The 24,617-nt window shown below is 40.7% G+C and carries 20 protein-coding genes and 1 pseudogene; 8 read left to right on the forward strand and 13 right to left on the reverse strand.

Annotation, left to right across the window (positions count from 1 at the left end):
* Positions 1-84: 84 nt before the first annotated feature.
* Positions 85-2,469: a TonB-dependent receptor gene (locus tag MTP09_RS10020; RefSeq protein ID WP_243548272.1), complete on the reverse strand. Its 2,385-nt coding sequence runs from the start codon at positions 2,467-2,469 to the stop codon at positions 85-87.
* Between the two features lie 243 nt (positions 2,470-2,712).
* Complete coding sequence (locus tag MTP09_RS10025; RefSeq protein ID WP_243548273.1) at positions 2,713-3,069, reverse strand: hypothetical protein; 357 nt, start codon at positions 3,067-3,069, stop codon at positions 2,713-2,715.
* A gap of 94 nt (positions 3,070-3,163) precedes the next feature.
* On the opposite strand from MTP09_RS10025, the gene pfkA reads away from it, so the two are divergent.
* Positions 3,164-4,150, forward strand: coding sequence for a 6-phosphofructokinase (gene pfkA / locus MTP09_RS10030; RefSeq protein ID WP_243548274.1), 987 nt, complete (start codon positions 3,164-3,166; stop codon positions 4,148-4,150).
* A gap of 42 nt (positions 4,151-4,192) precedes the next feature.
* Entirely contained in the window at positions 4,193-5,197 is a 1,005-nt protein-coding gene (gene gap / locus MTP09_RS10035; protein WP_243548275.1) for a type I glyceraldehyde-3-phosphate dehydrogenase, read from the forward strand.
* 314 nt (positions 5,198-5,511) lie between these two features.
* On the opposite strand, the gene MTP09_RS10040 is transcribed toward gap, so the two are convergent.
* From MTP09_RS10040 to MTP09_RS10050, 3 genes are all read right to left on the reverse strand, one after another.
* Positions 5,512-5,757: a type II toxin-antitoxin system RelE/ParE family toxin gene (locus MTP09_RS10040; RefSeq protein WP_317618781.1), complete on the reverse strand. Its 246-nt coding sequence runs from the start codon at positions 5,755-5,757 to the stop codon at positions 5,512-5,514.
* 34 nt (positions 5,758-5,791) lie between these two features.
* A complete protein-coding gene (locus MTP09_RS10045) occupies positions 5,792-6,016 on the reverse strand; it encodes a hypothetical protein (RefSeq protein ID WP_243548276.1) in 225 nt (74 codons plus the stop codon).
* 207 nt (positions 6,017-6,223) lie between these two features.
* Positions 6,224-6,529, reverse strand: coding sequence for an SIMPL domain-containing protein (locus tag MTP09_RS10050; protein WP_243548277.1), 306 nt, complete (start codon positions 6,527-6,529; stop codon positions 6,224-6,226).
* Between the two features lie 658 nt (positions 6,530-7,187).
* On the opposite strand from MTP09_RS10050, the gene MTP09_RS10055 reads away from it, so the two are divergent.
* Together MTP09_RS10055 and MTP09_RS10060 are read left to right on the forward strand one after the other, a co-directional pair.
* Positions 7,188-7,703, forward strand: a complete 516-nt coding sequence (locus MTP09_RS10055; RefSeq protein WP_243548278.1) for a DUF488 domain-containing protein — start codon at positions 7,188-7,190, stop codon at positions 7,701-7,703.
* 395 nt (positions 7,704-8,098) lie between these two features.
* Positions 8,099-8,908, forward strand: a complete 810-nt coding sequence (locus MTP09_RS10060) for an oxygenase MpaB family protein (protein WP_396022256.1) — start codon at positions 8,099-8,101, stop codon at positions 8,906-8,908.
* A gap of 59 nt (positions 8,909-8,967) precedes the next feature.
* Here the strand turns inward: MTP09_RS10060 and MTP09_RS10065 are convergent, their stop codons facing one another.
* Both MTP09_RS10065 and MTP09_RS10070 read right to left on the reverse strand, forming a co-directional pair.
* Complete coding sequence (locus tag MTP09_RS10065; protein WP_243548280.1) at positions 8,968-11,829, reverse strand: alpha-amylase family glycosyl hydrolase; 2,862 nt, start codon at positions 11,827-11,829, stop codon at positions 8,968-8,970.
* 111 nt (positions 11,830-11,940) lie between these two features.
* The gene (locus tag MTP09_RS10070) at positions 11,941-12,657 is read right to left on the reverse strand and encodes a DUF4230 domain-containing protein (protein WP_243548281.1); all 717 of its coding nucleotides are present in this window, start codon (positions 12,655-12,657) and stop codon (positions 11,941-11,943) included.
* Between the two features lie 149 nt (positions 12,658-12,806).
* On the opposite strand from MTP09_RS10070, the pseudogene MTP09_RS10075 reads away from it, so the two are divergent.
* Positions 12,807-13,106: pseudogene (locus tag MTP09_RS10075) on the forward strand (aquaporin); the annotation flags it as partial.
* A gap of 116 nt (positions 13,107-13,222) precedes the next feature.
* Here the strand turns inward: MTP09_RS10075 and MTP09_RS10080 are convergent.
* From MTP09_RS10080 to mutY, 6 genes are all read right to left on the reverse strand, one after another.
* Entirely contained in the window at positions 13,223-14,212 is a 990-nt protein-coding gene (locus MTP09_RS10080) for an NAD(P)H-dependent flavin oxidoreductase (protein ID WP_243548282.1), read from the reverse strand.
* 205 nt (positions 14,213-14,417) lie between these two features.
* Positions 14,418-15,782 carry a peptidylprolyl isomerase gene (locus MTP09_RS10085; protein WP_243548283.1) on the reverse strand — a complete coding sequence of 455 codons (1,365 nt, stop codon included), beginning with the start codon at positions 15,780-15,782 and terminating at the stop codon, positions 14,418-14,420.
* 66 nt (positions 15,783-15,848) lie between these two features.
* Positions 15,849-17,678 (reverse strand): peptidylprolyl isomerase, encoded by a 1,830-nt coding sequence (locus MTP09_RS10090; protein WP_243548284.1) that lies wholly within the window; start codon positions 17,676-17,678, stop codon positions 15,849-15,851.
* 612 nt (positions 17,679-18,290) lie between these two features.
* Positions 18,291-19,211, reverse strand: a complete 921-nt coding sequence (locus tag MTP09_RS10095) for a PfkB family carbohydrate kinase (RefSeq protein WP_243548285.1) — start codon at positions 19,209-19,211, stop codon at positions 18,291-18,293.
* Between the two features lie 78 nt (positions 19,212-19,289).
* Positions 19,290-19,844 carry a gliding motility lipoprotein GldD gene (gldD, locus tag MTP09_RS10100; RefSeq protein ID WP_243548286.1) on the reverse strand — a complete coding sequence of 185 codons (555 nt, stop codon included), beginning with the start codon at positions 19,842-19,844 and terminating at the stop codon, positions 19,290-19,292.
* A gap of 218 nt (positions 19,845-20,062) precedes the next feature.
* Complete coding sequence (gene mutY, locus MTP09_RS10105) at positions 20,063-21,094, reverse strand: A/G-specific adenine glycosylase (RefSeq protein ID WP_243548287.1); 1,032 nt, start codon at positions 21,092-21,094, stop codon at positions 20,063-20,065.
* Positions 21,095-21,141: 47 nt separating this feature from the next.
* Between mutY and MTP09_RS10110 the strand changes: the two genes are divergently transcribed.
* The 3 genes from MTP09_RS10110 to MTP09_RS10120 all read left to right on the forward strand — a co-directional run bounded on the left by MTP09_RS10110 (position 21,142) and on the right by MTP09_RS10120 (position 24,591).
* Positions 21,142-21,432: an HU family DNA-binding protein gene (locus MTP09_RS10110; RefSeq protein ID WP_224135415.1), complete on the forward strand. Its 291-nt coding sequence runs from the start codon at positions 21,142-21,144 to the stop codon at positions 21,430-21,432.
* A 435-nt stretch (positions 21,433-21,867) separates the two neighbouring features.
* Complete coding sequence (locus MTP09_RS10115; protein ID WP_243548288.1) at positions 21,868-23,424, forward strand: Rne/Rng family ribonuclease; 1,557 nt, start codon at positions 21,868-21,870, stop codon at positions 23,422-23,424.
* Between the two features lie 426 nt (positions 23,425-23,850).
* Entirely contained in the window at positions 23,851-24,591 is a 741-nt protein-coding gene (locus MTP09_RS10120; RefSeq protein WP_243548289.1) for an NUMOD4 domain-containing protein, read from the forward strand.
* Positions 24,592-24,617 lie beyond the last annotated feature (26 nt).

Below are 24,617 nucleotides of genomic sequence, written 5' to 3' on the forward strand. Positions count from 1 at the left end.
TTGTTTGAAGTTTCAAGTTCTAAGTTTCAGGTTTCAGATTCCGACTTCCTTCCATCATCCATCTTCCGACTTCGGACTTCCAACTTAAAAGCTATACTTCACATTCACGATAACATTTCTCCCCATTTCGTAGGAGAAAAATCGAAGTCGGTTCAGATAATCCTTGTAATTCACATTGAAGAGGTTGGTCACATTGACTCCCGCAGAAAAATTCTTACTAAGGTTTATCCCCGTCTGAATTCCCCAAAGTGAGTAACCTTTCGGCGGCGTCGATAAATCCAGGGTTTTCTCCACCTGAACTCCGTTTTCGTAGATATTCACGGTTGGATTGTATTTTGGGAAACGGTTCTGAGAAAGGAATGTTCGGTTTTCTATTTTGAAATAAAAGTCATTCCACTCCGCTTTTGAAAATTCCAGACTGTTGGAAAAATTCGGCGGCATCATCAGAATCAGCGGTTGGTTGTGCGTCTGGTCCTGTCCGTACACATACGAAAATCTTCCTTTGTAATTGAAGTTGGAATTGATTTTCAAACTGGCGTCAAAATCAAGCCCATACATTTTTGCATCGACCTGCATATAGCTCCAAACAGGGAAAACGCCGAGAATGGTGTTTTGAATTCCCGTCGGAACTTCGGTGATGAAATTCTTTGTCAAAAACAAATACGGATTCACCGAAATATGCAAACCCTGAAGTACAGGGAGTTTCGCATCGACATTTAAGTTAAACTGGTGTCCATCCTCATTTTTCATTCCCATATTTCCCACCTCGATAATCGCCGCGGAATGATGAAGTCCGTCTGCAAAAAGTTCAGCAATATTCGGTGTTCTGCCCACTTTTGCGTAATTAAATTTCACGTCAAAATTTGAAGAAGGTTTGTATTCGATTCCTGCATTGAACGACAGGTTTCCGAAATTCAGAATCGGATTCGTGAAGACTCTGTTTCCTTCCGTCTTTACATAAAACTGTGAAAAATCCTGCTGATAAAGATTTTCCCAGGTATTCAGATCGTACCATTTTTTTACATTATATTTTGTGAGATCATAACGTAAACCCGCTTCAACATTGAAGTGTGGAGTAACTTTATATTTAAAGACTGAGTAAATCCCTCCTGAATATTTGGAATAATTCGGAACAAGCCGTCTCGCCTGAGTTTCGGGAGTCGAGTAATTGTATTGGTAAAGCAAATCAACCCCGGTTTCCAAATTCCAAAGCGGACGCTCAATTAAGTTATTGAGATTAAACTGATTGGTAAACAGCTCCAAATCTAGCGAAGCCACATCGTAAAGCTCACCGCGACGAACATCATACTCCTTTCTGTGGTTGTACTGAAAACTGTAATCCGCCGAGATTTTTCCCAGATGCTCAAACCTTTTGAATCCCGAAATTTTGGCAATATGATGCTGAACGTCCTGTTTCGGATTCTCAATAGAATACGAGAATTCTCTTTGATAGATAGGGATATCCGTTGTTAGTGCTTTATAAAAATCCTCCAGGTTTCCCATATCGGAACCTCTGTAGATCCCGATTTGCTGATTCGTCACACTGTAATCCATCGAAAGTCCCTGCAGAAAAGAATTATGCTGAAGTGTGAATGCGAACGAATTTGCATTTAACCCAGTGTTCATCAGGTTGTAATCGGGAGTGTTCAGGTCGCCGATTCTTTTGTAGCCACCGTTGGTTTTCACTGCCCAACCATTTTGCCAGGTTTTCACAAGGTTCAAATCGAAGCCAATTCCTTTTCCATTCGAGATTCCCGAAAGGTTTGCCGCACCTTTCAGCGTGTCTTTTCTCGGAAAAATCTGCGGTTCCATCACCACTACTCCACCGATGGCGTCGCTTCCGTATTTCAAAGCGGATGCGCCTTTAATCACGTCGATATGTTCAAAACTGTTGATGTCCACATTCGGCGCGTGTTCCACTCCCCATTCCTGTTCCGCCATTTTCACCCCGTTATTGATGATGGGAACTCTGCTTCCGTAAAGTCCATGAATAACAGGTTTCGCGATATTGTTTCCAGTTTTCAGTGCGCCAACTCCAGAGATATTTGACAACACGTTGCCCAGATTCTCGGTGGCATTTCGGGAAATTGCTTTTTTGTCGAGCGTTTTTACAATCATCGAGGCGTTGCTGTTGTGCGGTCGGTGTATGGTCACTGTTTCAAGGTCCTCGATATGGTGCTCCAGATTCAAGGTGAGATTCAAATCCTTGTCGACGGTGAGTTGCTCGGTAAAATTTTCACATTCTTCGTGAGTGGCGGTCAAGATATAAGTTCCCTGTTTTATATTTTTAAAGATGAAGTTTCCATTGGTATCGGAAGTTGCCGAGTAATTTCCAATTTTTATTAAAGCGTTGTTTAATGGTACTTTGTCGTGGAAATCGATGATTTTCCCTTTGACCTCGAAAGTTTTCTGTGCGTAAGAAAAAGCCAGTCCAAAAAAAACCAGACATATATTAATAATGAATTTCATTAAAATTAAATTTTAGGAGAATAAATACGAAAATGCCAAGGTTTGATGCAAAACCTTTAACAAACATTTTCAAAAAAAACTTTAATTGAGTGCCTGTTTAAATTCTATTCATAAAAGAAATATGATGTCGGAAATTTTCTTTACCCCACCCTAAAGGGAGGAAAATTTCCTTCAAAATAAACCTTAATTTGCTCCTTTTAGGGTCGCGGTAATCAAATTCAGGTTTATTTTGAAATTTAAACACTAAATGAAATCTGCAGGCGGACCACGCAGCTGGAAATAAACAGGTTGAAGTTTTGCAAACCGTTGCTGGTAAGCAAAAACCTGCTCTTTAAATATGGAAAATTCAACGAATGAAAAACTGAATTCCTGCGGGACAAGCGATTTTCCCTCGTGAAAAATGTGGCAGGAAAGACAGTCGGTGAAACTCGAAATACAAGGTGACTGGGTAAAGGTTTTTTCGGTTTTCTGAAAATGGAAATCCTTAAAAACCTCTCCGCTTCCGTGGTTGTGGAGATTTTGTGAAAATAGCGCCACAAAAAGATACACCGCCGAAAACAGCAATGCAATAATTCTTTTAGTGGAATTCTTTCTGAACATCCCGCAAAGCTATGGAATTTTTGGCTAATCTTAACGCCGAAAACATTTAATTAATTGATGAAGATTTCGTAAATTTGTGGTGAAATTTTTACAGATGAAAGAAAGCGAGGTAAAGAAGATTGCCGTGTTCACTTCAGGCGGTGACGCACCGGGAATGAATGCGGCGTTAAGAGCTGTCGTAAGAACTGCAAGTTTCTATAACATAGAATGTTACGGAATCAGGGAGGGGTACAATGGGATGATCAACAACGACTTCATCAAAATGGGAGCTCGATCTGTGAAGAACATCATCACCGAAGGTGGAACGATCCTGAAATCAGCACGATCACTAGAATTCAAAACCAAAGAAGGACGCCAAAAAGCATACGACAATTTAGTTGCACGTGGAATCGACGCACTGGTTTGCATCGGTGGTGACGGAACTTTTACAGGAGCCAAAGTCTTCAGCGAAGAGTTCGGAATCCGCGTAATCGGCGTACCCGGAACAATCGACAACGATATTTTCGGGACCGACAACACCATTGGTTACGACACCGCACTGAACACCGCAATGGACGCGATCGACAAAATCCGTGATACGGCAACTTCGCACAACCGCGTTTTCTTCGTGGAAGTGATGGGACGCGACGCAGGTTTTATCGCATTAAACAGTGGACTTGCAACAGGAGCGCTCGACATTTTAATCCCAGAAAGAAAAGACAGCATTGAGGAACTGTTCGAGACTTTTGAAAAAGCGGAAAAAGCTGGAAAATCCTCAAGCATCGTCGTAGTTGCAGAAGGTGAAAAGCTTGGAAGCATCTATGACATTGCAAAGGCGACCAAAAATGGATTTCCCGATTACGACATCCGCGTCGTGGTTTTAGGCCACATCCAGCGTGGTGGATCGCCAAGCTGTGCCGACAGAGTTTTAGCAAGCCGACTCGGTTACGGTGCAGTAATCGGTTTAATGAACGGACAAAACCAGGTGATGGCAGGAATGCAGTCGAACCGATTGGTTTACACGCCGATCGAGGAAGCCATCAAGAAACATAACGAAATCGACCAGGATCTGCTGAAAATCTCAGAAATTCTGGCGATATAAAGAATTTAACCAAAACAACAAATTTAATTTAAAATAAAAATTATGTCAACAATCAAAGTAGGAATCAACGGATTCGGTAGAATTGGGCGACTTGTTTTCAGAGCAATGTCGGAAAGAGAAAACATCGAAGTGGTGGGAATCAACGACCTCATCAATGCCGAATACATGGCGTATATGCTGAAGTATGATTCTGTACACGGACAATTCCCAGGTGAAGTTTCTGTGGAAGGAAACGACCTGATCGTCAATGGAAAAAGAATCAGAGTAACCGCAGAAAAAGATCCTAACAACTTGAAATGGAACGAAGTAGGCGCTGAATATATCGTGGAATCTACAGGATTATTCCTTTCCAAAGACCTTGCACAGGGACACATCAACGCGGGTGCGAAAAAAGTTCTGCTTTCCGCTCCATCAAAAGACGACACCCCAATGTTCGTAATGGGAGTAAACCACAAAGATTTGACTCCAGATACTTTAATTTTCTCCAACGCGTCTTGTACCACCAACTGTCTTGCTCCGTTGGCAAAAGTACTTCACGACAACTTCGGAATCGTGGAAGGTTTGATGACCACGATCCACGCTACAACCGCAACCCAGAAAACTGTTGACGGACCTTCAATGAAAGACTGGAGAGGTGGCCGTTCCGCGCTGAATAACATCATCCCATCTTCAACTGGTGCAGCAAAAGCGGTAGGAAAAGTAATCCCTTCACTGAACGGAAAATTGACCGGAATGTCGTTTAGAGTACCGACTGCAGACGTTTCTGTAGTGGATTTGACCGCACGTCTTGAAAAGCCAACTTCTTACGAAGAAATCTGCGCGGCAGTAAAAGCGGCTTCAGAAGGCGAACTGAAAGGAATTTTGGGCTACACCGAAGATGCGGTAGTTTCCCAGGATTTCGTGGGCGAAAAGAGAACTTCGGTATTCGACAAAGACGCGGGAATCATGCTTTCGCCAACCTTCGTGAAAGTGGTTTCCTGGTACGACAACGAAATGGGTTACTCCAACAAACTCACCGACTTATTGGTACACTCCGCATCGATCTAAGCATCGATCCGCAATACAAAAACCTCCTGAAAACTCGGGAGGTTTTTTGTTTGTAAGTGTCGACGATTTCCGAGTCATTGCGGGCAGAACGAATTTGAGCGCGGCAATCTCATCGTTTCATTAATTTGGGCAATCCCCTCTACTTTCCAAAGCAGCACCTCGGGTCGGGCTGTACACTGCAATCTTTTTTTCCAGCACCAAAAATCCCCATCCAAAAAAAAGGATTTCCGTTTCCATCCCTATTGCGGGGAGCGGCGTGGAATCGGAAAATTAGGTAGTATGAATTTTCGTTTAGAAAAAAATACGCCGCTTCTTTACTTGATTTTCAGAGTTGTACCCTCTCTGTTTCCGTCCCAAATCGTCAAGACTTTTATCTGTTTTGCATCGTATTCATAGAACAGGAGATAATCCCTGACAATTCTGACCCTCACATTTTCAAATTCAGTTTTTCTACCGATTGTAGGGTTTTCGGCTACTTGACTTAAAGTATCGATTATCAGCTTATTAAGTTTTATGCTGTAGCTTTTGGATTTATTCCTCGCAATCCAATTAGCAAGGATTTCTTTTCTTTCGAGATTGGTTTTTCAGTCCAATTTATTTTTCGCTTAGCCACTCGTCAATTTCTTTATTTGACTGTTCTTCAGTAAGAACTTTATCATCTTTGGCTTCGAGAATTCTTTTTCGTTGTGCGGTGCTTATTCGATACTCGCCTTTTTCTAACTCAAAATCTAAAAACCTTTGGATTTCTTCGATAATACGAACTTCTTTGAGTTTCGTAATTTTATTTATCAAATCAATTTTTAATTCTGCTGTGTCCATACCTGACATTTTCTTCAAATTTAAAAATTAAATTCCATTTTTTAAGAGTTCGGAACGGATTTCTGATCGCTGAAAGAAATTGAAGAAAAGGGTTTCATCGAAATTAAATGCAAACCGACACAGAATACCATTTCTTGTCACAAAAAATATTATTTGTTGGTTCACCAAAAGTAGAATTATAGAAGTTTTGCAAACATTAATCTTTTTTTATTCAAGCTGATATTTTACATTTACCTGAACCTCAAATTTTACTTTTTGGAATTCTGTATAGATAGGGTTTTCTGCTTTGCTTCCGTAAAGACTAGCCATTCCTCTAATTCTTACTCCGGGAACTTGTCCCTGTAAAGCGTTTGAAACCGTATTAACGTCCGAGATATAAATTGCCTTACCTATTTTCTGATTTAATGGCTTAGCAAGTCTTTGAGCGGTTATTTTAGATTTTTCTACCGCTATTGATTTTAGTTCGAGCAATAAATCAGCTCCTTTTGAATACTCGGTTTTTTCAATATTCACATTTGAAATCCCAACATTTTCCAGTTCGGCTAAAACTTTTCAAGCGGTAAAAGCATTATGTACAAGTAAAGAATACATTTTACTTTTTATCACGTTCTGACCTTTCAAAAAATACTGTTTAAAATTACTGGATAAATCTAATAAGGATAAATCTTTGTCGGTGTTAATATTTAGTTTCTTCAAAGTTGATTCTAAAAGCCGCTCTTGCTCCTCAACTGATTTTCTGTTCTTAGAGTCAGCTTCATTCAGGTTTATCGAAACGACAATCCTCTCAGGAACAACCAGAGAGTTTTGCACTCGTTTCAACAAAGGGTTGGTCGATGAAGTTTTTTTGGGCGTAAGTAAAATTCACACAAAAGATGATTATCGTAAGTAGTATTATTTTCTTCATAGTTTTTAGATTTTTTTTAATAATCGAACACAGCTTCCAAATATACACACAACTCTTTTTCCAAAAAACCAATATCCCTCAATTCATAATCAAAAAAAAGCCAATCCTTCTTCGGCTCAATCCTTGCTGCAAATACCATAATCTTCCTTTTGTCTTTTGCCTTTTGCCTTTTATCTTTTATCTTTAATCTTTTGTCTTTTGTCTTTTGCCTTTTGTCTTTTCCCTTTTATCTTTAATCTTTTGCCTTTTGTCTTTAACCTTGCCGCAATGAAAACCATCTTCACCATCGGTCATTCCAACCACCCTTTCGAAACGTTTCTCGAAATGTTGAAATCCTTTGAAATAGAAGTTTTGGCCGATATCAGAAGATATACTGGTTCCAGAAAATATCCGTATTTTAACAAAGATGTTCTGGAAAAAAACTTGCCCGAAAACGGAATTGCGTATCTTCACCTCGAAGATTTGGGAGGAAGGAGAAAAGTGCAGCCCAACTCGCACAACACCGCATGGAAACTGGATTCCTTCAAAGGTTATGCGGACTATATGGAAACCGAAAGTTTCAGGAACGCCGTCAAGGAACTGGAAAAAATCGCAACAACGAAAAAATTGTGCTATATGTGTTCAGAAGCGGTTTGGTGGAGCTGTCACCGATCAATGGTTTCAGACTACTTGAAAAACGATGGATGGAATGTTCAGCATATTATGGGAATCGCAAAAAGCCAGGAACATCCCTACACAAAACCCGCAAAAATAGAAAACGGAAAATTAGTTTATACCGCATGATGAAAGCAAAACCGACCTTTTTTGAAAGCGACCATTTCCAACAATTCTGGAATTCAGGAAACGGGAAGGAGCTTCTCGATTGGGCAGAACTAAGACCCGACATCAACCGTTTTGAAAAATTCGCCCACCTTTTCCATCAAGTTGATGAAGACGGCGACGATGCAGTAAAAGACACCTACCTGAAACTTCCTTATCACGAAGCTTCGGCGTTGGTCAAGAAATATTCTCAAACTCCAGTTACCGATTCAGATGAAGCTCCCGAAAGCATCAGAAAAATGTTTCTTCAAATGCAGGAAATTCCCAATTGGTTCGACGAAAATCTGGCCAACAAAGGTGCGAGATTCTGTATGAGAACAGGAACCAACGCTTTGATCATCCTTCGCGATTTCACTTTGATGGGTGGTTATGATTTCGGCTACCTGAACAAACCGCTCATCTTCACGGGTGCTTTGAAAAAAGGTGCAGTAAAAAGATTGAAGGACACCCTCGAATTCTGGGTGCACGTGACGAGGGAAAACGCATTGAAAGTGAATTCTGATGCGTACCAGCTCATCGTGCGGACACGTTTGATGCATTCCTATGCAAGATTGACCATCAATAAAAAAGCAGAAAACTGGAATGCGGAAAAATGGGGAGAACCGATAAATCATTGGGATATGATTGCGACCTACACTGGTTTTTCGCTAGTGTTTATGCAGGGTTTGAAAAAATTGGGAATTAAGATTTCTGAGGAGGAAGAACGCGGCGTTTTTCACCTGTGGAAATATGTCGGATATCTTTTGGGAATTCCCGCTGAAAATCTTCCTGAAAACAAACGGGAGGCGACAGAACAGCTTTATTTATGGAGTTCCACGCAGGACAAAGCCGATGGTGATTCTGCCCAACTTGCGAAAGCACTTTTAGACGAAAACCTGACCAACACGATCTATCCTTTTCAGTTTCAAAGAAAACTTCTGCTTCGACTTCACCAAAGTATGAACCGCTTTCTCCTCGACCAGGAAGTAAATGACCGGCTGAAAATCCCGCAGGTTTCTTTTCCGTCGTTTTTCCCAAAAATTGTGATCCGTGCAAACCGAATTTCAGAAAGGATTTTTGACATCAAAAAACCGGACGGCTACCAAAAACTCGTCGATTTCGGCAACAAAAACCAGATGAAGGTTTTGGACGACTACATCAAACACACCCCGAAAGATTTTCATTACTAAACAAAAAAAAAAGCGGCCCGCAAATCTGCGAGCCGTTTTATTAATGATATAGATTGCACTTACTTCACAATCATTTTTGCTACTGCCATTCCTTTGTCGGATTTCAACTGGATCAGATAGATTCCAGAGCTTAGTCCGTTTACTGAAATGGTTTCGTCGCCTTTTGACTTGCTCACTTTCTGTGATTTCACCAACTTTCCTCCAAGATCATAAATTGCCAACGTTCCATTATCTGCATTACTGTAACGGATATTCGCAACGCCATTGGTTACAGGATTTTGCAGAACTGTTAAGCTCACTGCATTTTTCACAGTTTCGGTTTCTTCTGTCGCCAAAGCGGAACCGTCACCAAAGATTCGGAATCCACCTGCTTCGATGGTGATTGGAGCCGTAGTATCAGAAACAAAGAACGAAGTATTATCCATCAAATTAAACCAGGTCTTGTTCCCGATCGGGAAGTTAGGAACGATATTCTGGGTTGAAGTGGTAAAGTTTGCCAAAATCACCACATTCTGTAAAGCACTTGCTGCAGCGGTATTGGTGATGTAGATTCTCGGCATCAGGTTTCCAGATTCCACGGTGAAGTTTTTGGTGTTGAAAACTTCGTTTGAAAGACGGATTGCCAAGATTTTTGCCCAAGTGTCGTAAACCGATTTTCTGGCAGTATCGACATCATAACCCAATCCGAAAGCGGACGGTTTAGGATCAAGTTTACAGTCTCCAGGAATTGAATCGGAATCGGTATTTACTGTTCCGTTTACACAAGTGAAGATACTCTTGTCAAAACCGAGTTCCGCAAACTGCCAAATCATTTTCGGACCAGGAACGGTAAGGAAAACCGCACCGTAAGATTTCTGTCTCTCTAAAGCTGCGGCCAAAGTGTTTGCACCAGCTGCACCAAAGTTCAGATTCTTGTACATGATTCGTTCCTCGTCATGACTTTCTCCGTAACTTAAAGCTCTTCTCTCGCTGAATCCGTGTGCGGTGTATTTTACTCTGTTGAAGTTACTTCCTGTCGCATAACCCATCGTGTTCTGGTTATAAGGATTGGTTTGCTTGTCCCACATCATCACTCCTTTTCCTTCACCAATTTTGTAGTTCGCCCACTGCGCTTCTTCAGAATCGGTACCCAAGTGTTCGAAGATAATATAAGAAGTAGGATCCCAACTCCACTGATAATCTGCGTAAGCTTTCAAAATATTAACCCGGTCCTGCTGATAATTATTGGTACACGCATCGTCTCCCGCAGTACAGTTTTGGGTGAAACCTTTGGTCAAATCCCAACGGAAACCGTCAACTTTATATTCTTTGATCCACTGTTCCAAAACTCGGTTCACATAATATTTCGTTTCTGCTTTGGAGTGGTTGAAATCATTAAATACACCGTAAGAGTGCGTTGCAACCTGGTTGAAATATGGGTTAGAAGCAGAAGGATCGCCATAACCATCACCATCCGGATCGTTCATCCACATTCTTACAAGCGGGCTTCTTCCTGTCGCGTGGTTAAGAGCAATGTCAAGAATTACCGCAATACCGTTTTGGTGACATACATCGATAAATTCCTTGAATTTTTCTGGCGTCCCGTAAGCTTTGTCTAAAGCATTGTGGAAGCCGGTGTTATAACCCCAAGAATTATTTCCGTCAAATTCCATTACAGGCATTAATTCAACCGCGTTGATGTTGAGTGTCTTTAAATAAGCAATCTTATCGATTAACGATTGCCAAGTTTGCTGTGCAGTAAAGTCACGAACCAAGAGTTCATACACAATAAGGTTTTCTTTAGCAGGTTTCGCAAAATTGGTCACCACCCAAGGATAAGCCGGCTTCTGAGTCTGTACCACCGAAACCTCAAAGTCCTGTCCTGCAGGATATGGTGGAAGATTCGGGTAAACCGTGGCGTTCTGGTTAATCCACTGGTCATCATAAGGCGATAAAACTAAAGTAGAATAAGGATCTGCAACTCTGGTTCCATCCGCAATTCTGTACTGAAAAGTATAGATTTGTTGAGGAGTAAGTCCACTTACCTCGATCCAGTAAAGGTTGGTATTAGTAGTATCTCTCTTCATGAGATAATTTCCGCTCACCGTCCAGTTATTGAAACTTCCAATTACGTGTACGTAAGGTTTTCCAGGAGCATAAAGAGCGAGTCCTACTTTAGTTGGATCATTCGGATCGTAATTAATTCCCTGTCTCATATAAGCAGGCATTGGCGCAGAATCTACGGGAATTGAAAGTGAAACGGTAAAAGATTTTGTAACTACTGTTCCGTCTGCAGCGTTGGTTGCAACGACATCAATAGTTGCATCCTGAGTAACCGTGTAACCATAGCTTAATGAAGTTGAAGCTGCAGAACTCGAATAAACTGGTGTTCCGTTCGCTTTTATAACATAATTCGCAGGCATTGAAGCTGTTCCTGTGATGTTAACTACCGTTCCGGAGGAAACAATATTGGTACTTCCAGCAAGCGGATTGGTCAGGTTAAACTGGAATCTCCCCACATTCAGCATAATATCCTGCGACTGTACTGAACCGTTGAGTGTTTTTACCAGAAAACCGATCTTTGACAAAGGATTAGGTCGGTTTCCGTAAAAGGACTTCACCGTATTCATGGTAAAAGTGTAGGTACCCATTCCAGCGGAACTGGAAACGTAGGTCAGTTTGTTTGCGGCATTGGATGCAGTCCAGGTTCCGTTGGTTGGTGCATCCATACTCACATTGTTGGAGTCAAAAGACCAAGCCCACAAATAAAGAGCGTGGCTGCTTCCCACACCGAAAGCTGTTTCGTTAACAGTAAAAGTTACTGAAATTGCATCTGTTTCGTCAAAACTAGGCGGATTCACCGAATAAGTGATCGTCTGCTGTGCTACAGCGAAAAACGGCAGAATAATCGCTACAATTAATGAATAAAAATATTTCATCATATCAAAAAGGTTTAAGTGTGTAAAATTAGCAAAAGTTCTGATAATAAACGAAAAATGTTTTTACGAAAAGTCTAAAATCTTAAACGCATCCTAAAAAATATTTAAAAAAAATCAATTCGGCTTAAAGTCAATCATTCCCTTATTTTCTGAAATCGCAGATGGGTTTTCGAGGAAGAAGTTTTTAGTTTGCAAAAGTTCAGTGAGGAGCATCCGCATCTGTTCCGCCGCAACTTCTGGCAGGTGAGATTTCTTAGCTGCTTCAATCACCTGCTTCTTACCGTTCTGCTGGATTTTTGCCAAGTCGTCTTTGCTGAAAAGATTGAAAAACTGTTCCTCGATATTGTAATATTTGTAATCGGTTTCTGTGGAAAGGATTTCTGGTGCAGGAAAATTCAACAGCTTCACTTTTCGGTTTTGTTCATCAACTTCCCATTTGAATTTTTCGAAATCGTAACCCACCAAAACTTTTGCCTGAACGATAACGAGCGCCTTTTTTTTGGTCGGGATGAAATTTAAAAGTTTGTTCGTTTCCTCGTAATTGTAGATTTCATTAAAATGTCCTTCTGCAGAAACCACCTTGAAAACCTTTCGCATACTTTCAGCGATGGTGTGCGAACTTTCATTGATTATCGGTGCTTGCGCTTTTAAACTTCCACTTGCCAAGAAAGCAATCACCCCACCCAAAACTAACCCCAGAAGAAGCATCACCAAAATCAGAATTCCGCTGCTCGCAGTATTGGGTTGAAGCATTTGGTAGATCAGGTAAGCCAGGAAGAAAACTGTAGCTCCCGCAACAGTCCATAATATGAAGCGATATTTTTTCAGCATTTTCAGATTTTTTACAAAGTTACTGAATTATCGGTTTTTAATCAGCTCAACCGAAATTCAACCACACATTGTTTTTAATTTAAAATTAATTGTAGCAAATTTTGATGGGAAAAAAATTCTAAATTTGAATAAACTTTAAAAAATAAATTATGTCAGAAAAATTAGCAGCTGAATTTTTCGGCACGTTTTGGTTGGTTTTCGGTGGTTGCGGTTCTGCAATCTTTGCATCCCAAATTGCTCCTGCTGCAGGAAGCGGACAAATCGGAATCCTCCTTCTTGGGGTCGCTTTGGCTTTTGGTTTAACGGTGCTCACGATGGCTTATGCAGTGGGACACATTTCTGACGGACATTTTAACCCCGCAGTTTCTTTCGGATTATTGGCGGGAGGAAGATTTTCCGGAAAAGAACTTTTACCAATTGCAGGTGCTGTTGTAGGTGGAATCATCTACAAAATGCTTCTGCAGAGAGACGATCACGAAGTAGTTGCTTAGAAAATTCAAAATAACAAAACGGGCATCATGATTATGGTGCCCGTTTTTTTGATTTTTAGTTGAACTTCTGAAATCTACCATTCGAAAACTGTCGCTTCTCGATATTCTTTCAGCAAATTTTCAAAAACTTTTTCCACGGGAAGAATTTCGTCGATCAAAGCAGAAACCTGCCCGATTTCGAGTTCGCCTTCTTCCAGGTCGCCTTCGAACATACCGCGTTTTGCCCTGGCTCTTCCTAAGGTTTCCTTGAGCGCTTCTACATTTCTGCCCGATTCGTATAGTTTTTCAAGGTCGTGGAAGAACTTATTTTTAACCAAACGAACAGGAGCAAGCTCTTTCAAAGTCAGTTGTGTATCGCCTTCGTTGAGTGAAATGACTTTGTTTTTAAAGTTTTCGTGGGAACTTGCCTCAACAGTCGCTGCGAACCGGGAACCGATCTGAACTCCGTCTGCACCGAGAATCATCGCGGCTTTCATCTGTGAACCGAGCGCAATTCCTCCTGCAGCGATGAGTGGTTTTGAGACATGCTTTCTAACGTTGGGAATCAGGCAAAGTGTCGTGGTTTCGTCTCTTCCGTTATGTCCTCCTGCTTCGAAACCTTCCGCAACGATGGCATCAACTCCGGCTTCTTCACACTTCAAGGCAAACTTCGTTGATGAGACAACATGGGCGACTTTCAGTCCTTCCTTCTGTAAAGTTTCGGTGTATGTTTTGGGATTTCCTGCGGAGGTGAAAACGATCTTCACGCCTTCTTCCAAAATAATATCGATGATTTCCTCCAGATTTGGGTAAAGCATCGGAACATTGACCCCGAAAGGTTTATCGGTCGCGGCTTTACATTTCTGGATGTTTTCGCGAAGAATGTCGGGATACATACTCCCGGCTCCGATCAATCCCAAACCGCCATTTTTCGAAACTGCCGAAGCTAATCTCCATCCGGAATGCCAAATCATCCCGCCCTGAATAATGGGATATTTAATTTTAAAAAGTTGGTTGATCCTATTTTGGTTCTCGTTCATCACTTTCAGTTTTTTGGCAGCGCCAAATCCTATAAAATTGCTCATATGGTAAAATTAGGGAAATGTGGGAAAATAGCAAAGAAAGACGAAATGAAAAATCTGGAATTATAAATTATGAATTCTGAATTTTGCATCTCAAATTTATTGTCGCAGGATTGAATCTTCTGACCACCCCGTCTTCAATTGCGTTGAAGACACCCCTCCAAAGGAGAGGAATTAAAAATCCCCGTCGTAAAACAGGGATTTGAGTTTATCTCGAGGCAGTGTCTTTTCGCCAGTCGGTTTTGAATGTACAGTTTTTGTATCGGTCGTTGATGGAAATAAAGACGTTCGGGAGTTTTTCCTTCACCCACTTTTCGACCATCTCGTTTTTAACTTTATTTAAAGCCATCTGTCTGATCCTGTCGTAATCAGTGGTAATGTCCATTTGGTGGGCATCGATCGTATCGTCGATTTTCACGATGGAAACCACTTTCCCGTGCTGCGTTTCATCCTGGAAAACATCGGTGATATCGCCTTTGTGCAAACCTGCGATATGGTAGGAAATTGTCGGCGGAAGATTCAGTTTTTCGATCTTGTCAGAACCGTCTTCTGCGGTCACAATTCCTGCATTGAATTTGGTTTTCTTGTCGTCAGAAAACCTGTACGCCGCTTCCTTGAATGTCAGTTTTCCAGTGGTGATCAATGTTCGGATACTGTCGAGTTCTTTTTTGGCTGATGCAATTTCATCGGCGTTCGGTTCGGCTTTCAAGAGAATATGTCGTGCGTCGTATTGCTTACCGCTTTTCTTGACGAGCTGAATCAAGTGGTAACCAAACTCGGATTCCACAGGATCGGAAAGTTCGCCTTCCTGCAGATTGAGCGCGGCAGCTTCGAATGGCTTCACCATTTTTCCTTTAGAAATATTTTTATAGAGTCCACCATTTGCAGCGGAACCAGGATCTTCGGAATAAATTCTTGCCTGGCTTTCGAAAGATTCTCCCGCCAAAATATCGCTTTTAATCTTGTTGAGTTTGGCGATGATTTCATTTTTGTGCGCATCTGTAAGCTTAGGATTCATCACGATCTGGGAAAGACTCACTTCGTCTTTCACCATCGGAAGTTGGTATTTGTAGGTATTGAAGAAATCGGTCACCTCGTTTGGTGTCACGTCGGCTTTATCGGTGATTCTGCCGTATTTCATCTGACCGTAATAATTGTCGGTATCGATCTTCTCGATTGCGTTTTTCATTTCGTAGGAAGTACGGAACTTGTACGCGGCGAGCATCGTTTTTTCGTCCGGGAACTGACCAAGAATCTGGTTGTATTTCGCAGTTGCATTTTCCTTGATTGCTGCAGAACGGTTTTCGATCAGCGTATCTCTTTTCGCTTCGTAAATCATCAGTTTGTTGCTCACGATACTTTCAAGAAACTCGCATTTATCAGAGATTTTTGCTCCCTGCTGTTGTGCGTAATTTGCCTGATCCTCGATATCGGATTCCAAAATAATTTCGTCACCTACAACTGCCGCAATTCCGTCAACCAAATCGCCGGGTTTCAGCTGGGCATTGATTTTCGTACCGAAAAATCCCAGAAGAATTGTCAAGATAAAGGCGAATTTTAAATTCCTGTTCATATCCATTTTTTAAACGATTTGCAAAATTATCATTCTCACCGAGATAATCCGCATCTTTTCTTATAATTATTTCTTAAAATTCTTTTCGAGCCCGCTGATGAAACCCGGCTGCACCACGATTTTGGTTTTTGCTTTTTGGGTGGCGATGGTTTCGCGGAGTTTTTGTTCAGTTACCGCATCTTTCAGCATTTCCGAAGCTTCCTCCTGAGTCATTTGTGCCGGTGAAAGAATTTTGTCGATCGCGATCACGAGGTTTCTCTCACCCATTTTCGTATGATGGATTCCTGTCTTAAACGGAACTTTGTACTTGGTGAAGACTTCTGCCTCTTCCTCCATTTCGCCTTTTTCGAAGTTTACGAGGATTTGTTTTTTGTCGTTCAGTTTTCCGTAATATTTGGTTTTCAGGGATTCCCAGTTTTTAGGATCTTTGATCTCTTTCTCGATTTCTTTGATCAGTTTTTCGTCAGAAATAATCGCCACTCTACCATCGGCTCTGTTTCCCCACATGTACTTCGACTTGTTCTCGTTGTAGTATTTGGTGAGCCATTCAGGATGTTTCGCAATTTCTTCGTTCAGGTATTTCGAGAAAATATAGTCGGAGTACAGTCCTTTTCGGAATTCGTCCAATTCTTTCTTAATGTCTTTCTGTGAACTGAAATCCTCACTGTAGAACCTCATCAAATCCTGTCCGTTCACTCCTACAAGCGATTCGCTCCAAATTGCAGCGGGAAGTTTTTCTGCCTCCGCTTTTTTGTCGCCGATCATTTTGCGGATGTCGCCAACTGTCGTTTTATGTTTTTTGTATTGGTAAAGAACTGAATTGTCTTTCGCCAGATTGAAATTCTGGTACGATTTCTTTACATTCTGAAACTCGGGAAACTCCTTATAAGTGGGATCCGATTTCAGATAAGCAAGCATTTTGTCCTGTAAAACTTCACCGTAAAGCGACGAGTTCATATCGCGGATATAGAAATCGCGGTTCTTGTCGGTCAATACATAAGGTTCCACATTGTAGATATTGAAAACGAAATATTTATCACCATAAACCAACGGTTCAGGAGTGTAGTAACCTTTCTGCTTTCCTTTGAAGAGTGCATAAACCTCATCGGGAAGTGTTGGCGAACCCATCACCACTCCGCCGTTTTCTTTTTCGTGTTCGTTGGCTCCGTAAAGTTTTGCCACTTCCTGAAAAGTTTTTCCTGCCTTTAAATCTGCATAGATTTTAGTTTTAGTCGCTTCCGAATTTTCATCTTTTGGAAAAGAAATCGTCCCGAAAACCAAATAACCGAGCGACGGTCGAGAATTCAGAACTTTGGCAAAAGCAACAAATCTCGGCGTGTCGTAAAGTTTAGTGAAAGAATTATTGGGAAGCGTTTTCACTTCAGAATAAATGCTGTTGTCCAATCCGCCTGGTTTTACATAGAATGCTTCAGGATTTCCTTTTGAGTATTTGGAAATGGCATCCTCGATTTTCATTTTGCCAGATTTTACGTCGCTGTAAATCTGCTGGTAATTATTGGTATCGCCTTCGGTTTTCTGAACAAAAAATACCTGCACCTGCTTCTCGGTCTGCAGATCCTTCATATAACCGTTCAGCACAGGATCGATCACCTGTTTCGGAAAGAAAAATTTCGCACGGAGCTCTCCTTCTCTCGTCATCATTTTTTCACGGAAAGCAGCGGTAGTGTCCACTTTCATATCGGCGGCAAACTGCTGCAGCAAATGGAAATCTTCCGTCGCCGAAATTGTTTTTTCGATTCCGTTGTTTTCCAGTCCGTACTGGTATTCTTTCTTAAACTGCTCCAGCGAAATACTGTCTTTCCCGATGATCAGATACTGGGCATTCAAAAAAGTTCCAACGCTCATCAGCAGCATTAATCCAAGTATTTTTTTCATTATTTCTTTCTTCCTTTTTCTACTATTTTTTGTTAAATGAATGATTAAGTTTTCAAAATAAACCTAAATTTGATTACCCCGACCCTAAAAGGAGCAAATTCAGGTTTATTTTGAAGGAAATTTTTCGCCCTTTAGGGTTGGGTAAAGAAAATTTCCGATATAATATTTTTGTTAAATGAATGAGATTTCCGTTTCACACAGCATCAACGGATTTGAAGACAAAAAATTATCTTAATTAATTCCCATTAAATCTCTGCTTTAAGAATTATCGTAAAAAATAAACCTGAACTTGCACTATTGATGCAAATTCGGGTTTATTTTTACAATTTAAAACCTACTTTTATTTTGTACATCTATTTCTTTGTATATCTTTAATAAACGATAGCGCCTTTGTTTAGCTTTTATTTGAAGCATTAAAATTAATTAAACTTTGTTTGGCTTTGTGAGTTTCATTTCTCGCAAGGTGCGCAACGAAATATTCTAATAAAAGACCGCATAGTTTTAAGATAAACAATGGCACTTCGTTTAACAGTGATAAACAAAGTTCCCATTATAACTTGTTTTTTTACTGATGTGAATTATATTCAAAATGCACAGGTAATTCAATCATATTTAAACCTCAACTTCGAAAGTCGTCAGATCTTTGAAGTTCTTGATTCTCGCGATCATTTCTCCTTCCTCGATTTCCTGAAGTTTTTCGGTACCGAATTTTTCAACCGCGAAAGAAGCCATCGCCGAACCAACGATCAGTGCAGACTTCATCGTTTCGAAATCGAATTCCTCCCGCTTTGCAAGATATGCCGCAAAACCTCCCGCGAAAGTATCTCCCGCTCCTGTCGGATCGAAAACATCTTCTAGAGGAAGTGCAGGAATCGCAAAGATTTTTCCGTCGTGGAACAGCAATGCGCCGTGTTCACCTTTTTTGATGATCACATAACTTGGGCCCATTTTGTGGATTTTCTTCGCTGCCTTTACCAAAGAATATTCACCAGAAAGCTGTCTTGCTTCCTCGTCGTTAATCGTGATCACGTCGGTTCTGGCAATCATCTGCATTAAAGTATCCCACGCTGTATCCATCCAGAAATTCATCGTGTCAAGAATGACCAATTTCGGACGGTGGTTCATTTTATCAAGCACGGAAAGTTGCACTCCCGGATGAAGGTTTCCGAGCAAGAGCACATCCGCATCCTGCATGGAATCAGGAATTTTTGGGTCAAAGTTTTCCAAAACATTCACTTCGGTCACCAAAGTGTCTCTGGAATTCAGATCGTTGTGGTATTTCCCGCTCCAAAAAAAGGTTTTCCCGTCTTTCACAATTTCGATTCCCTCGATATTGATGCCTCTTTCGGAAAGCATATCCAGATCCGACTGCGGAAAATCGCCACCAACAATGGAAACGATTCCCGAAGGAACTTTGAGGATTGACGAAGCAAGGGTGATGTACGTTGCAGCACCACCTAAGATTTTATCGGTTTTTCCGAACGGGGTCTCAATCGCGTCGAATGCAACCGAACCAACAACTAATAGTTTCATTTATATTGTTTTTTATTTGACTTTGTTTGATATAGTTTGACTTTGTTTGACATGGTTTGCTTAATCTCGACTCCCGACTTATTTCCACTGGAAAGTATCGATTAAATGGAGCAAATCTTTTTTAATATAATCAACTGCAGGTGCCAATGAATCAGGTTTCGGACGGGTGTTGAAATACAGATTCGCGGTCACATAATGTCTCGTGGAATCGGTCACAAAAAACTGAAGATTGGATGCCGATGGTCCCTTTAACTCATAAAAATTTCCGAAAACTTTTCGTTCAGGATAGCTGAAAGACTTCGTGTCGATCGAGGTTGCCTTAACGGTGTGCTCATAAACCATCTTCTCGGATTCCTTCACGTGGAGGTCAAAATCATTCTTTACCGGAAAATAAGTGAGGAAAACTTTCGCCCTCATTTTCGGGTAAGAAATATAGTACCAGCAATTTTCTTTCGCATTCTCAATTTTAGCGAAATCGGAATACTCAAACCTGAAACCGCACGGCGACGAGTACTGCTGGTATTTCGCTTCCGGATATTCCAACCGCAGCTCACCCGATGGTTTCGGTTTCGCATCTTTGGCGCAGGAAAACAGGGAAAATCCTAAAAAAGTGAAAATGAGTTTTTTAAACATTGCGCAAAAATACAAATTAGATTTAAAACTTGGGATGATGGATTTCAGATTTCGAAAAGTTGCGCAAGCATCAATAGAAAAAGATTTAGGAACCTCAAGATTTTTTGCATTATCAATCATTTAATTCTACTAGATTCCTAAATCTCCGCAAGGACTCAAAATGAGTTACTGCCGTTTGCTTTTTAGATGAAGGAAAAGGCAAAATGTTAAATGGGTTTCTACACATTTTCAGCAAGATAATTCTCCAAAGATTTTGGGAAGGACTTCAAAGCCGCGTCGTCCTGAGAAGAGATTCGGAAACCGTTTTTAACAGCAAATTCTTCAAAGCCCTTTTTCGAGTTTAATGACACTTTATAGAAATGGATCGTCAGATTTTTGTGGGTCAGTTTATGGTTGACCGTTTTTTGGTGCGTGATGTAGTTTTCAAATTCATCGGGGATTTCTGTGGGAAATTCGTAGAGCTTTTTCCAGATGAAGCCATCGTTCCTTTGTCGGATCAGGAAGCGGTCTTTGAATTCAACAAAATAGTAAGTCAACTCAAGATCGGTTGGCTTTACTTTCTTTGATTTCACAGGGAAATTCTGAATATTGCCAGTATTGAAAGCAATGCAGTTTTTATTTAAAGGACAGATTTCACATTTCGGATTTTTCGGTTTGCAGATTTCGGAACCCAGATCCATCATCGCCTCGTTGAAATGGCCAGCTTCGTTTTTGGGCATCATCATCAATGCCAGTTCAGAGAAATAATTGAATGCCTTTGAATTGGAAATGTCGAAATCATCGGCAAAAACCCTAGATAAAACCCGGTAGAAATTGCCATCAACCGCTGGAATTTTTTCATTAAAGCAAATACTTGAAATGGCTGCAGCAGTATATTTCCCGACTCCCTTTAATTTTAGAATGTCGTCGTAGTTTTCGGGGAATTTTCCATTAAAATCTTCTATGATCTGTTTCGCCGCTTTGTGTAGATTTAATGCTCTGGAATAATAGCCGAGTCCTTTCCAATAAAGTAAAACCTCGTCTGTATCGGCATTTGCTAAAGTTTCTAAATCCGGGAAACGTTTGATGAAGTTTTTGTAATGGTTCAAACCCTGCTCGATTCTGGTCTGCTGAAAAATAATTTCGCAAATCCAGATTTTGTAGGGATCTTTGGTTTTTCGGAAAGGCAAATCTCTGCCGCTGATTTCGTACCAAGCCAAAAGTTTCTCACCAACGTGAAGAAAATCAGCATTTTGTTTTTTCGGTTTCAAAAAATGTTCTTATATTTGCACACCAAAAATATAAATAAATACAGGAAATGACAAAGGCAGAATTGGTAAACACCATCTCGAATAAATTGGGAACCGAAAAGAATGAGACTCAGAAAGTTGTAGAAGCATTTATGCAGGAAATCAGAACCTCAATGTACAATGGCGACAATGTTTATTTAAGAGGTTTCGGATCATTCATCATCAAAACCAGAGCAGCAAAAACGGGGAGAAACATCTCTAAGAACACCGCAATCGAAATCCCGGCTCACAATATCCCAGCTTTCAAACCTTCGAAAACTTTCGTGGAAAAAGTAAAAGCAAAAGTTGCAGTAAAATAAAGCACTGAGAATATATAACTTATTTAATAAAATTTTTAAATTATGCCAAGCGGAAAGAAAAGAAAAAGACACAAGGTTGCAACCCACAAGAGAAAGAAAAGAAGGAGAGCAAACAGACATAAGAAAAAATAATCGCTCCGCGATTCTCAATATATAATATAGTTGGTGTTTTTATGGATATAAAAGGTCACCGACTATATTTTTGTTTTTAATAAGATTAGGGAATTAAGAAAAATTAAGGAATTAAGAGATTAAGCAATTAAGGAATTACTAACTTTTATTTTCTTGATATTCAAACCTAACTTTTAAAGGCAACAAATTACGGAAATTGATATTCTATTAATAATTTCCCATTAACAAAAAACAATTAAGATGAAAGGATTTCGGTAATTTCTTAATCTCTTAATTCCTTAATCTCTTAATTATAAATTAGCAATGAAGAAAGAACTGATTATATCACATGAAGATGAGCAATCCAAAATTGCCCTGCTCGAAGACGGACGGCTTTTTGAACTCCATGAACAGGAGGACAAATCCGACTTCGTGGTGGGCGACTTATTTATCGGCAAGGTAAGGAAACTCGCACCCAACCTCAACGCGGCATTCGTAAACATCGGCTACGAAAAGGACGCGTTCCTGCACTACCAGGATTTGGGACCGCAGTTTATGACGTACAAAAAATTCCTGAAGGACACCGTCACCAAAAAACAGCAAACCTCATCGCTGAAAAATTTCGAAATCCAGAAGGAAATCAACAAGAACGGCACCGTTGACAAAGTCATCGCCAAAGACGAAAGCGTACTGCTTCAGATTACCAAAGAACCCATCTCCACCAAAGGTCCGAGAATCTCAACGCAGATTTCTTTGACGGGAAGATTCCTGGTTCTGATCCCGTTTGACAAAAGCGTTTCCATTTCGAAGAAAATCAACAACAGCGAAGAAAAAGAGCGGCTTCGAACACTGATCGAAAGCATTAAACCGGAAGGTTTCGGCGTGATCATCAGAACCGTGGCTGAAGGAAAAAAAGTGGCAGAACTCCACAACGATATGAACCAATTGGTTCAGAAATGGGAAACCGCGTTCAAAAACATCCAGAAAAATAAAGTTCCGAGCAGAGTCCTGAACGAAGAAGACAAAGCGTCGGCAATCCTGCGCGACAACTTCAATGCAGACTATGTTTCGATCATCTGTGACGACGAACAGATGGTGAACGATATGAGAAACTACCTGGAAGTGATCGCTCCCGAAAAGAAAAACATCGTGCAGTTCTACGACAAACCTACTCCACTTCTGGAATATTACAACGTAGAGAAACAGCTGAAACAGAGCTTCGGGAAACACGTCAATATTTCCGGTTCCAAAGGTGCGTATCTCGTGATTGAACATACGGAAGCACTTCACGTGGTGGATGTGAACTCGGGTCCGAACATCAACTCGGCTCCTTCCAACAGAGACCACGCGCTGAATGTGAATAAAATGGCGGCAACCGAAATCGCACGCCAACTCCGACTGAGAGATATGGGTGGAATCATTGTGATCGACTTCATCGATATGACAAACCCCGAACACCGAAAAGAACTGTACGAACACCTGAAAAACGAAATGAAGCGCGACAAAGCGCGACACAAAATCCTGCCGCCGAGCAAGTTTGGACTCATCCAGATTACGCGTCAAAGAACGCGACCCGAAAAACAAATCGAAACCAAAGAAGAAAATCCCAACGCATCGGGCGAAATCCTCGCACCAATCGTGGTTGTGGAAAGAATGGAAGAAGTAATCCGAAATATGATGCAGAAAGAAAAAGGCCGACTCTTCCTGCACGTGCATCCGTTTGTGGAGGCGTACCTCACGAAAGGTTTGGTAAGCATCCAGACCAAATGGTACTTGCGCTACAAAAAATGGGTAACGATCATTCCCCGTGATTCCTTTAAATATTTAGAGTACAAACTCGTGAATGCGAAGAAGGAGGAACTGGTGAGTTATTCGAATTAAGATGGAAGTCCGAAGACGGAAGACGGAAGACAGAAGACCGAGGTCCGAAGACGGACGGAAGTTTCAAAAATAATAAAGCTCCTGAATTTTTTCGGGAGTTTTTTTGTGGACAAAAAAGAGGAGTTTGCGGAGAATGCTTGGTTTTTTTTGCCACAAATGCACGAATTTCAATTGACCATCAGTTAGTTCCTCCTTCATCAATCCGTCTTTGACGGAAAAACTTTGCTCACTTAATAAAGAGATTCAAAAAGAAATCTTTGCGGTTATTTCTCTTTATAAAATTGCGGAAATGAAGCATATATCTTATTTTGCCACGAATGCACGAATATTTAATTACTAAAAGTTGAAATTTAATTTCAAGTGATTCATTAACGACTTCATAAATCCTTTTACGTTAACAAGCGATTTGTTTCAAATTCCTTATTTTTGATTCTGCTAAATGAAAAAGAGATGATGCATAAAGAGATTTGGGAACCCATCGAGTTCGATTTCGTTTATATCGACAACAACCGCTACGAGATTTCAAACTTTGGAAGGGTGAGAAGTTTCAACAGATCTTCCGACGGAAAAATCCTGAAAGGTTCTACAACCGAAGGTTACAATATCTTCCGATTCAAATTTCACAAAGCCAAAACTCCAGAGTTTATCGAGCTTACCGATTTCATGAAATCAGAAATCGCCGACCTGAAAAAAGAGTACAAACTGAAACCTACCAGTTCCACCTTTAAACAGATCGAGAAAAAATCCGTGAAGCTGAGCAAGATTCTTGCAAAGAACCTTAAACAGCGCACAATACACCACCATTTTCTGGTTCACCGAAAAGTTGCAGAAATTTTTATTCCTAAGGAAAGCGAAGACCAAACCATCGTCGCGCACCTCGATTTCAACAAGCAAAACAACAAATCATCCAACCTGAAATGGATGACTCCCGAAGAAAATGCGAAGCATCAACAAAAAAGTCCTTATGTGATCGCCGAACAAAACATTAGAAAAACCAGAAAAAGAAAAAGCGGCGCGAAACTGGATGTAACTCAGGTGATGCTCATCAAAAAGCAGCTGAAACGCGGAATCCCAAACCGACGGATCGCCAAAAACTTCAACGTTTCCGAAATGCAGATCCACCGAATCAAGACTGGTGAAAACTGGGGACATATCGAAGTCAGCTGAACCAACGAAACTTTAACTTTCCTTTA

Origin of the sequence: Chryseobacterium suipulveris (assembly GCF_022811685.1) — a bacterium.
Classification (GTDB): domain Bacteria; phylum Bacteroidota; class Bacteroidia; order Flavobacteriales; family Weeksellaceae; genus Kaistella; species Kaistella suipulveris.

Bases quoted from the DNA above. Each gene is read 5' to 3' on its own strand.
- MTP09_RS10115 (WP_243548288.1), top strand. From the start codon at position 21,868: ATGAAGAAAGAACTGATTATATCACATGAAGATGAGCAATCCAAAATT.
- MTP09_RS10020 (WP_243548272.1), bottom strand. From the start codon at position 2,469: ATGAAATTCATTATTAATATATGTCTGGTTTTTTTTGGACTGGCTTTT.
- gap (WP_243548275.1), top strand. From the start codon at position 4,193: ATGTCAACAATCAAAGTAGGAATCAACGGATTCGGTAGAATTGGGCGA.
- MTP09_RS10090 (WP_243548284.1), bottom strand. From the start codon at position 17,678: ATGAAAAAAATACTTGGATTAATGCTGCTGATGAGCGTTGGAACTTTT.
- MTP09_RS10080 (WP_243548282.1), bottom strand. From the start codon at position 14,212: ATGAGCAATTTTATAGGATTTGGCGCTGCCAAAAAACTGAAAGTGATG.
- MTP09_RS10065 (WP_243548280.1), bottom strand. From the start codon at position 11,829: ATGATGAAATATTTTTATTCATTAATTGTAGCGATTATTCTGCCGTTT.
- gldD (WP_243548286.1), bottom strand. From the start codon at position 19,844: ATGTTTAAAAAACTCATTTTCACTTTTTTAGGATTTTCCCTGTTTTCC.
- pfkA (WP_243548274.1), top strand. From the start codon at position 3,164: ATGAAAGAAAGCGAGGTAAAGAAGATTGCCGTGTTCACTTCAGGCGGT.
- MTP09_RS10045 (WP_243548276.1), bottom strand. From the start codon at position 6,016: ATGGACACAGCAGAATTAAAAATTGATTTGATAAATAAAATTACGAAA.
- MTP09_RS10085 (WP_243548283.1), bottom strand. From the start codon at position 15,782: ATGAACAGGAATTTAAAATTCGCCTTTATCTTGACAATTCTTCTGGGA.
- MTP09_RS10060 (WP_396022256.1), top strand. From the start codon at position 8,099: ATGGGTGGTTATGATTTCGGCTACCTGAACAAACCGCTCATCTTCACG.
- MTP09_RS10070 (WP_243548281.1), bottom strand. From the start codon at position 12,657: ATGCTGAAAAAATATCGCTTCATATTATGGACTGTTGCGGGAGCTACA.
- MTP09_RS10095 (WP_243548285.1), bottom strand. From the start codon at position 19,211: ATGAAACTATTAGTTGTTGGTTCGGTTGCATTCGACGCGATTGAGACC.
- MTP09_RS10025 (WP_243548273.1), bottom strand. From the start codon at position 3,069: ATGTTCAGAAAGAATTCCACTAAAAGAATTATTGCATTGCTGTTTTCG.
- MTP09_RS10110 (WP_224135415.1), top strand. From the start codon at position 21,142: ATGACAAAGGCAGAATTGGTAAACACCATCTCGAATAAATTGGGAACC.
- MTP09_RS10055 (WP_243548278.1), top strand. From the start codon at position 7,188: ATGAAAACCATCTTCACCATCGGTCATTCCAACCACCCTTTCGAAACG.